Below are 8,374 nucleotides of genomic sequence, written 5' to 3'. Positions count from 1 at the left end.
GTTAAGCAACGGTACTTTGACCGCATAGTTCAGTGGATAGAGCAGCTGCCTTCTAAGCAGTGGGTCGAGAGTTCGAATCTCTCTGCGGTCGCCATCCAAAACCGCTTTACGCACATCATCGATGACGCGCCTACGAAGTGGAAACCTACCGTGTAGAGCAGTTTTGAATGGCTAAGTTGTGTAACTGCTACAACTTAAAAAGAGCGGTTAAAAGGTTTGACATCATGACGGTGTCGGATTAATATAACGTCATTAAATATTATTGACAGTAATGCTGACAATAATTGTTTGTTCTTTGTAATAATTTAGATGACAAAACAGCTTACCAAGGGAACTTGAGTAGGCTTTTTTCGTCTAAGTTACAATAATCTTCATCATCTAGGAGTGAAATATGAAAAATTTAGCTAACTTTACATTAATTGCTAATGAGGGCTGGGAGGTTTAATGGATTACCTTTTACAGCTTTTAAATAAATTAGAGCTGAACACAATAGTCGGGCTAGGTACTTGTTTATTTACTGGGTACTTAGCCTTTTTTGCGTGGTCTCAGCTTAAAGAGCTTCGCAAGCAACATAAGCAAAAATCGACCATTGAACTCCTTATCAGCAATAACAGCAACGAATACTACCGTAAACGCAGAAAAGCCTATATGGCTATGCGTGATAGCGGTGTAAACCTTACTGTTCTAGCGTGTGCATTAAATGATAAAAATGCCACAGCAGAGCAAAAAAGACAGAATTTCATTGTTTTAGATGTGCTTAATGCGATTGAATTTATCTGTGTTGGTATCAAGGAAGACTTATTTGATGAAGCGGTATATAAGCGAATGAGCAAAAGCAGTGTCATTAAAGACTGGAACACGCTCAAGCCCTACATAATGGAGCTTCGCAGAATCAACAACAATAACAACAAGCTCTTTTGTGAATTTGAATGGCTTGCAACGAAATGGGAATCTGAATAGCCTCATATATTATTGAGGCTTTTTTGTTGACAACCGCTTAATTTCGGATTAAGATAACCGCACTTTCAACAGAAAGTCGGGATTGGTCTCCCGAATATCTGGCGGTAGAGAATAGCCGCATACAAGCGGTTTTTTTGTACCCAAAATTTGCAAAAAAACTTTTCAATAAATTTATTGAAAAGCCCCAATGATGGGCTAGGCGGGAGATCGCAAGATCGCCGTTCGCTAGATTCGGTAAGACCAATTCTGCTTAGCTCATCACCAATGATTGGTCTCTGCGGTGATGATTGTTTTAAAAATCAATCTAGCAGGTGTCAAAATGACAAATTCAAGTCTAATTACCGTTTTCAACGGTTCAATCTCTAATCAAACTGTTCAACTTGCCAATGCTCGTGATCTTCATTCTTTCCTTGAGAGCAATCAAGATTTCTCCAATTGGATTTCAAACCGCATTTCTGAATATGGTTTTATTCAAGATGAAGATTACATTACTCTTGAAATAAAAACTCGTGGCAGACCACGCAAGGAATACCATATCACCCTTGATATGGGCAAAGAACTCGCAATGGTGGAACGCAACGAAAAAGGCAGACAAATCCGCAAATACTTCATCGAATGCGAACGCAAGATGAAAGAGCTTTTGCAAAATAATCAACAAATCGCACCGCTTGCCTTGCCGGAAAAACCTCGCAAAATTCAAGGCACAACCCGAGCAGCGGAGGGTGAATATCTCTACACCAGAGAATTTTCCGCAATGGAAATCGACCACCTAGCCAAACTTTGGGACATCGCCGAAGAACAGCACAAATTCATCGAAAGTCTCACGCCATTGTTTGAGACAATGCAGTCTGAACAATGGTTTAAAAAGCATAGCAGAGCATTAAACTGCTTTAACCACCACAACTATTCCTATCATATCCTCAGTGAAATCTGCGAGGACGTTGAGGAATGGACAGGCATTATGCCTTCCATTCGTGCCGTAAAAATGAAAGGAAAATATTACAGCCGATTCTAATTCTCCTTTCCCCTCCGCAACTCACTTTGCGTAATCACTCCGTAATTCCTGCGGAGGGGCTTTTTACACCTAAAATTCAGATTTTTGACTAAAAAAGGAACGAAAAATGGAAGCTAAATACAACATGATTATTGAGCTGGCACAACAACAAGGCTTAACCCATATTCAACTTACTCAAAAACACTGTCTTCATCTTGCTGCATCAGTGGGGAAACTATGTTCTGGAGTCGTTAATAATGCGAAACAGAAGATTAAAACGGCTACGGGAGAAATTTTTACATTACTCACCATCATTAACCATCAAATCCAGTTCGATGAAGACTTAGAGCTTCACACGTGGAAAGCTAGTGGAACAACCCCACCCGAGCAAAGAGCGATACGTATGTTACATCATACCTCGCAATTTGCTTGGTTTGCTCCTTGGTTAGTGGACAGCAATGAAAAAGAACAAAACCAAAATACAATCAGGATTAATTTATTTAACAAATGCTCTGGGATTCTGATTGAACTATATGGCATTCTTAAAGAATACGAGCTAACTCTTGATGAGTGCTTAGATGAATTCTTGAAAAATAAGCATTGTTTGAATGAATTTAGTATTCACAAGGAGTAAAAAATGACGACGTTTAGTATTTATACCAGTGTATGGCACGACAGCTCCACGAAAGGCTTTCGCCACAACATTAAGCATAAACGCCACGATTGCTGGAGAGCGGATATCCGCATAAAGCAAAAAATCAATGATGTGTGGGTGCAGATTTCAAGAATACGCAAACGCTTCAAGTGCCCTGAACAGGCAAAATCCTTTGTAGAACAATGGAAACAAATTGATTCCCCTGCATTTATGCAACACCAAATCAACCGCCAAGCATTAAGAGAAGAATTATCAAACCTTGAGCAACGTAAAATCCAAAAAAACGGAATGCTTGAGGTGATTGAGTATCGTATTAGCCAAATCAAGGAGTTACTGAAATGAAACGCAATAAAGTAGAAAGCTATACTATCCGCTTATTAAAAAATAATCATACAAAACGCTACTTCGGAGAAGTTATATTAAACGGCATAAAAGAAATCAGCACGGCAGAGATGATGTCTGAAATTAACGCTATTAAGGCATTAAATAAGCGTATTGAAGCTCTGAATAAAACCAAAGCCGTTAATTTGCCTAATTATCCTGAAATCAGGGGTCATCAGCCTATTATGTACAATTACACTTTTGAACAAATTGAGGAAGATCCTGAACAGGTTAAGCCTAAACCATCAAAACCAAAACGCAAACCTTTCACACCCTACGGGCTAAACGGCTACTTTGTGGATAGCAACGGCAATATTCGCCTGCACCTAGACAGACGAGCAAGTGCCGAAACAATTACCCTTGAAACTGATTTCTTCAACGCTCTTGCCGAAATGGTAAAACGTACACAAGAGGCAAACAATGCTAAACATGCTTAGACAATGGATTACATACGGCTTATACGCCCTGCTTTTTATGGTTGCCATCACCCTCCTAATGCAATGAAGAGCTTATCCCTGAAAGCACCTGCAAGCCTGAAACTTGCGAATTTAAAGTAACGGAGAAAGTGTGATGATAGGATACGAAGACTACACAGATGCTTCACTTCAACCAGAAGAAGACCCTAGCGAAGAGGCTTTCCTCTTAGTGGAGGAGAAAATTATAGATGTGCTAGAAAACAACGGCTTTGAAACCGTTGCTACTATCCTAGCCGGTTCTGATGGCTGGTGTAACGCAATTAATGCCTACCTGGCCGAACAGAACAAACACAGAAATGAATTTTAGAGGAATAAGATAATGACAAACCAAAATCAACAAGTAGCACAAAAGCAAGATAAATTCCCGATTAAAACCCTATTTGAAAGCCCGAATGTAAAGCAAAAACTACAAGAGCTTTTAAACAAAAACGCAGCCACGTTTACAACAAGCGTGTTGCAGATTGTGAATAGTAACTCAATGTTACGCAATGCCGAACCGATGAGCGTATTCAACGCCGCTTGTATGGCAGCAACGCTTAATTTGGCATTACAAAACGGCTTAGGTTTTGCCTACATTGTGCCGTACCAAAACCGCAAAGAGAAAAAAACCGAAGCTCAATTCCAACTTGGCTACAAAGGTTTAATTCAACTGGCTCAACGTAGCGGGCAATTTAAACGCCTTGTTGCCGTGCCGGTGTATGAAAAACAACTGCTTGCCGAAGACCCCATCAACGGTTACGAGTTCGATTGGAAACAAAAACCGGCTAAAGATGAAAAACCGATTGGCTATTACGCTTATTTCAAACTGATAAATGAATTTACCGCCGAAATCTATATGACCACGCAAGAAGTCCACGACCACGCCAACCGCTACAGCCAAACCTACCGCAAAGGCTACGGCGTATGGCACGACAACTTTGAGGCAATGGCTCTCAAAACTGTGATGAAGCTCTTGCTTTCCAAACAAGCTCCATTATCAGTGGAAATGCAACAAGCGGTCTTGGCAGATCAAGCGGTCGTAAAAGATGTTGAAAATGCAGAATTTGCCTACCCTGACAACGAAATCCAAGAGGCGGAATTTACCGAACTCAAGGTCAGCGATGAGGTGTTTGAGAAATGCAAACAAACCATCATCAACAAAGAAAGCACCTTGCAAGATATGTGCGATAACGGCTACGAGTTCAACAAAGAGCAATATGCGGAGTTGGAGAAGTTAGAAAATGAACAGCAATCAAATGTATAAATTCAAACCCCGTTGCTCAATGCTCCACCAACTAATGAGCGAACCTCGCACCAAAGCCGACCGTGAAGCCGGACTGATTTCCGACACCGCAAAAGCAGCGGTGCGTGAAGTGGCTAAATTTGACCTATTCGGTTATCAATCCTTTGACGGCAACAAATACACTGAAAAAGGCAATCAGCTAGAAGAACAAGCCATTAAGTTAAGCGGTTTTACTCGTGGCCTGGTTCTAAAAAAGAACACCGAACGCCGAGAAAACGATTGGATTTCAGGCGAGTGTGATATTTATGTACCAAGCCGAAAGCTGATTATCGATACAAAATGCAGTTGGGACATCGGCACGCACCCGTTTTTTGCAGACGAAGCCATCGCCAAAGCCGAAAAAGCCGGATATGACATTCAAATGCAAGGCTATATGTGGCTGTGGGATTGCGAAGAGGCTCAAATCGATTTTGTGTTATTCCCTACTCCAATCGACCTTATCGGTACTTACGAAAGCACAGAAAAGCTGATTGACCTTGTGGAACAAATCCCCCAACAAAAACGCATTACCACCGTGACGGTTAAGCGTGATGAAGCCATCATTGCCAAAATCAAAGACAGAGTGAAAGCAGCCAGTAAGTATTACGACAAGCTTATACAAGAAGCTATGAATTAATTCAATCGCCCCGAAAGGGGCTTTTTAATAGGTAGCCAATATGACAACCCAAAAGAAATACGAACTACTCCAAAACGACACAATCAACCACAACGGCAGAACACTCTACCGCATCAAAGCCATAACCACATTTGGAACAGTCTTTGCAGGTACACTTGGCGGCTATATTGAAAAAGAGAGCAACCTAAAACATTTAGGAAATGCTTGGGTGTATGACAACGCCGAAGTTCACGATGAGAAAACGAAGCGGGAATATCAGCTACTGATTGAGGTAGCAAAAAGCAGAATTTTAGGAGAAGCGACTTAATCAGTCGCTTTTTTATTGGAGAATAAAATGAAACCATTTGATTTAAATAAAGCATTGGCAGGTGAGCCAGTAAAACTAAGAAATAATGATAAGGCATTTGTAAAATACCTAATTAGTGATGACTATATTAGAGATAATAAAGACCACCAAGTACAAGGGTATACAGTTGATGAAGAAAATGTATTTTTGTCAGAAGTATCGTGGGCTGTTAGCGGATCTCATTTCAATGATGGAACAATAGCTCAATATGATATTGTTGGTATGTGGGAAGAACCAAGACCTACAGTAACTCTCACTCTTCCTTGTCCATTAAAAGAACCAAGAGATGGAATGTGGTTTATTGGCGATAATTTCAATGTGATAAAATCAAATTTCCCTACACATTCTTATATAGAAAAACTATTTGATCAAGGGTTATATTTCGCTTCAGCAGAAGATGCTAGAGCGTGGTTAGATGCACTTAAGAATAGCATGAGATAGTATGCTTATTATTCTCTCAACTATTGGTATTTTGGAGAAAGAAAATGAATGAAGAAAACAACGGCTGGATTTCGGTTAAGGATAGATTGCCAGAAATCCGCAAAGAAGTCTTGATAACAAACAATTTTATTATGATTGCTCAATTCAATGGCGAGAGCTGGTTCAAGCCGGGTGGATTCTTAGGTATTCAGCCTGTCTATGGTGTTACCCACTGGCAACCACTTCCCGAGCCGCCAAAGGACAACCAATGACAGACACCAAACGATTAGATAAACTAAACATTAAAGGTTTCCTAAATGAAAAACAAACTTAAGCGTATTTTACACAAAATCAAAACTGAGCAAGATATGAATTTCATTTTTTGGTTATGTGTTGTAGTTCTACTCTTTAACTTGGTCCCATACTTATACGGATTAATCTAATTGACACCGCCCCCAATTCGGATTAAGATAACCGCACTTTCAAGCCGTATTTCACGGCTTTTTTTGTACCTAAAAACGGAGAAACGAAATGGCAAATAGCGTAATGATTGTACAAGGCGTGGAGGTCAAAGTAACCGCTCGTGATGGCGAAGATTACATCAACCTTACTGATATGCTACGAGCCAAAGACGGCGATTTCTTCATTAGCGACTGGTTACGCAACCGCAATACCCTTGAATACATCGGCATTTGGGAAGAAATGAACAACCCGAATTTTAATTATGGCGAATTCGCCACAATTAAAAATCAATCCGGCTTAAACCGTTTCAAAATCAGCGTCAAAGAATTTGTTGCTCAAACGAATGCGATTAGCTTGCAAGCCAAAGCGGGGCGATACGGTGGCACTTATGCCCATAAAGACATCGCTCTTGAATTTGCGATGTGGATTAGCCCCGAGTTCAAGCTCTATCTCATCAAAGAGTTCCAACGCCTCAAACAGCAAGAAGCGAACGAAAGTAAGCTCGAATGGAGCGTAAAACACATTTTAAGCAAGGCGAACTACCGCATTCATACTGATGCCATCAAAGATCACATCATACCGGCATTGCTGAATACAAAACAACATACTTTCGTTTATTCCAGCGAAGCGGACATTCTCAATCAAGCTCTCTTCGGACAAACGGCAAAACAGTGGAAAGACCGCAATCCGAACCTGAAAGGCAATATGCGAGACCACGCTACCGTTGAGCAACTTACCGTCCTTGCTGCATTGGAAAGCCAAAACGCCCTACTAATTGAGCAAGGTTACAGCCAAGAAGAGCGACTGGCAATGCTCAACCGTTTGGCTATTCAGCAAATGAGCTCGCTGTTACAAACCAGAGCGATTGAAGAACTGAAAGAAAAGCCATTGCTAATTGAAGAATAAAATCTAATTGACAAAAACCGCCCTTTCGGCTAAGATAACCGCACTTTCAACAGTAAAGTCGGGAACTGCAATTCCTGAATACCATACGAGCGGTGAAGAATGATAGTCGCTCAATGCGACTTTTTTTATAGCCGGAATCTAGTCAAATCAAGGCACTGTCAATTTGACAGTACCCCTAAATAAGGCACTTCCAATTTGGAAGTACCCCCTAAAACTAGGCGCTTGCAATTTGCAAATCCCCTATGTTGTCAATGATGGGCTAGGTAAGGAGATCGAAAGATCTGCCGTTGTCTCGTATGGACGGTTATTGCAGACCTTGCCTAGTTCATCACCAGTACTGCAATACTCGTGATGAGTTTTTAAACTTACATATGAGAAATTCAGAATGACAACATTAACTTTCCAAAACACTACACTTTCCGTTATCGATCAGAATAATCAAAAATGGATGCCCGCCTTAGAAGTTGGCAGAGCGTTAGGTTATAAAAATCCATCGTCTGATATATCTAAGCTGTACGAACGCAACAAAGATGAATTTACTCCATCAATGACAGCCATCATTGATATGGATACCGCTAGCGGTATGCAGAAAGTCAGAATTTTCAGCTTGCGTGGTTGCTGGCTATTAGGTATGCGTAGCCACACCAAAGTCGCCAAAGACTTCCGCAAATGGGTGCTGGATATTTTAGATAAAGAAGTTTTGCAAAATAATCAACAAATCGCACCGCTTGCAGAGCCAACAATCACTGCCGAAGAACAGAATATGCTACAAAATGCGGTGAAAGCCACGCACGAACGCACCAAGCTCAGCTACGGCGAAATCTGGGCAAGAACCAAAAACAAATTCAGGGTGGCTGAGTACAAGCAAATCAAGTG

The 8,374-nt window shown here is 40.9% G+C and carries 13 protein-coding genes and 1 tRNA gene; all 14 read left to right on the top strand.

Going from position 1 to position 8,374, the window contains the following annotated elements; all coding sequences use genetic code 11:
• Positions 1-18 precede the first annotated feature (18 nt).
• Positions 19-94, top strand: a tRNA-Arg gene (locus EDC41_RS12915).
• A gap of 350 nt (positions 95-444) precedes the next feature.
• Positions 445-960 (top strand): DUF4760 domain-containing protein, encoded by a 516-nt coding sequence (locus EDC41_RS12910; RefSeq protein WP_006252947.1) that lies wholly within the window; start codon positions 445-447, stop codon positions 958-960.
• Positions 961-1,279: 319 nt separating this feature from the next.
• The gene (locus EDC41_RS12905; RefSeq protein WP_050418741.1) at positions 1,280-1,975 is read left to right on the top strand and encodes an antA/AntB antirepressor family protein; all 696 of its coding nucleotides are present in this window, start codon (positions 1,280-1,282) and stop codon (positions 1,973-1,975) included.
• A 106-nt stretch (positions 1,976-2,081) separates the two neighbouring features.
• A complete protein-coding gene (locus EDC41_RS12900; RefSeq protein ID WP_006252958.1) occupies positions 2,082-2,588 on the top strand; it encodes a nucleoside triphosphate pyrophosphohydrolase family protein in 507 nt (168 codons plus the stop codon).
• Positions 2,589-2,591: 3 nt separating this feature from the next.
• Complete coding sequence (locus EDC41_RS12895; RefSeq protein WP_006252960.1) at positions 2,592-2,951, top strand: hypothetical protein; 360 nt, start codon at positions 2,592-2,594, stop codon at positions 2,949-2,951.
• Complete coding sequence (locus EDC41_RS12890; RefSeq protein ID WP_020824129.1) at positions 2,948-3,427, top strand: hypothetical protein; 480 nt, start codon at positions 2,948-2,950, stop codon at positions 3,425-3,427. The genes EDC41_RS12895 and EDC41_RS12890 overlap by 4 nt, the downstream gene beginning before the upstream one ends.
• Before the next feature lie 133 nt (positions 3,428-3,560).
• Entirely contained in the window at positions 3,561-3,773 is a 213-nt protein-coding gene (locus EDC41_RS12885; RefSeq protein WP_020824130.1) for a hypothetical protein, read from the top strand.
• Between the two features lie 12 nt (positions 3,774-3,785).
• The gene (locus EDC41_RS12880; RefSeq protein ID WP_020824131.1) at positions 3,786-4,709 is read left to right on the top strand and encodes a recombinase RecT; all 924 of its coding nucleotides are present in this window, start codon (positions 3,786-3,788) and stop codon (positions 4,707-4,709) included.
• The gene (locus EDC41_RS12875; RefSeq protein WP_006251567.1) at positions 4,687-5,364 is read left to right on the top strand and encodes a hypothetical protein; all 678 of its coding nucleotides are present in this window, start codon (positions 4,687-4,689) and stop codon (positions 5,362-5,364) included. Before EDC41_RS12880 ends, EDC41_RS12875 begins: the two co-directional genes overlap by 23 nt.
• 40 nt (positions 5,365-5,404) lie before the next feature.
• Positions 5,405-5,671, top strand: coding sequence for a hypothetical protein (locus EDC41_RS12870; RefSeq protein WP_006252710.1), 267 nt, complete (start codon positions 5,405-5,407; stop codon positions 5,669-5,671).
• Positions 5,672-5,698: 27 nt separating this feature from the next.
• Complete coding sequence (locus EDC41_RS12865) at positions 5,699-6,151, top strand: hypothetical protein (protein WP_006252708.1); 453 nt, start codon at positions 5,699-5,701, stop codon at positions 6,149-6,151.
• Between the two features lie 44 nt (positions 6,152-6,195).
• Complete coding sequence (locus tag EDC41_RS12860) at positions 6,196-6,402, top strand: DUF551 domain-containing protein (RefSeq protein ID WP_115262402.1); 207 nt, start codon at positions 6,196-6,198, stop codon at positions 6,400-6,402.
• A gap of 259 nt (positions 6,403-6,661) precedes the next feature.
• Positions 6,662-7,498 (top strand): KilA-N domain-containing protein, encoded by an 837-nt coding sequence (locus EDC41_RS12855; RefSeq protein ID WP_061888593.1) that lies wholly within the window; start codon positions 6,662-6,664, stop codon positions 7,496-7,498.
• Between the two features lie 385 nt (positions 7,499-7,883).
• On the top strand, positions 7,884-8,374 hold a 491-nt coding region (locus EDC41_RS12850), incomplete at its 3' end, for a BRO-N domain-containing protein (RefSeq protein ID WP_165876908.1).

Origin of the sequence: Mannheimia haemolytica (assembly GCF_004342115.1) — a bacterium.
Taxonomy (GTDB): Bacteria; Pseudomonadota; Gammaproteobacteria; order Enterobacterales; family Pasteurellaceae; genus Mannheimia; species Mannheimia haemolytica.
This window is presented reverse-complemented; position numbering and strand designations above follow the sequence as displayed.

What these genes read in the sequence shown, in the direction of transcription:
- EDC41_RS12860 (WP_115262402.1), top strand. Translation starts at nt 6,196, where the DNA reads ATGAATGAAGAAAACAACGGCTGGATTTCGGTTAAGGATAGATTGCCA.
- EDC41_RS12865 (WP_006252708.1), top strand. Translation starts at nt 5,699, where the DNA reads ATGAAACCATTTGATTTAAATAAAGCATTGGCAGGTGAGCCAGTAAAA.
- EDC41_RS12875 (WP_006251567.1), top strand. Translation starts at nt 4,687, where the DNA reads ATGAACAGCAATCAAATGTATAAATTCAAACCCCGTTGCTCAATGCTC.
- EDC41_RS12870 (WP_006252710.1), top strand. Translation starts at nt 5,405, where the DNA reads ATGACAACCCAAAAGAAATACGAACTACTCCAAAACGACACAATCAAC.
- EDC41_RS12905 (WP_050418741.1), top strand. Translation starts at nt 1,280, where the DNA reads ATGACAAATTCAAGTCTAATTACCGTTTTCAACGGTTCAATCTCTAAT.
- EDC41_RS12890 (WP_020824129.1), top strand. Translation starts at nt 2,948, where the DNA reads ATGAAACGCAATAAAGTAGAAAGCTATACTATCCGCTTATTAAAAAAT.
- EDC41_RS12900 (WP_006252958.1), top strand. Translation starts at nt 2,082, where the DNA reads ATGGAAGCTAAATACAACATGATTATTGAGCTGGCACAACAACAAGGC.
- EDC41_RS12895 (WP_006252960.1), top strand. Translation starts at nt 2,592, where the DNA reads ATGACGACGTTTAGTATTTATACCAGTGTATGGCACGACAGCTCCACG.
- EDC41_RS12855 (WP_061888593.1), top strand. Translation starts at nt 6,662, where the DNA reads ATGGCAAATAGCGTAATGATTGTACAAGGCGTGGAGGTCAAAGTAACC.
- EDC41_RS12910 (WP_006252947.1), top strand. Translation starts at nt 445, where the DNA reads ATGGATTACCTTTTACAGCTTTTAAATAAATTAGAGCTGAACACAATA.
- EDC41_RS12880 (WP_020824131.1), top strand. Translation starts at nt 3,786, where the DNA reads ATGACAAACCAAAATCAACAAGTAGCACAAAAGCAAGATAAATTCCCG.
- EDC41_RS12885 (WP_020824130.1), top strand. Translation starts at nt 3,561, where the DNA reads ATGATAGGATACGAAGACTACACAGATGCTTCACTTCAACCAGAAGAA.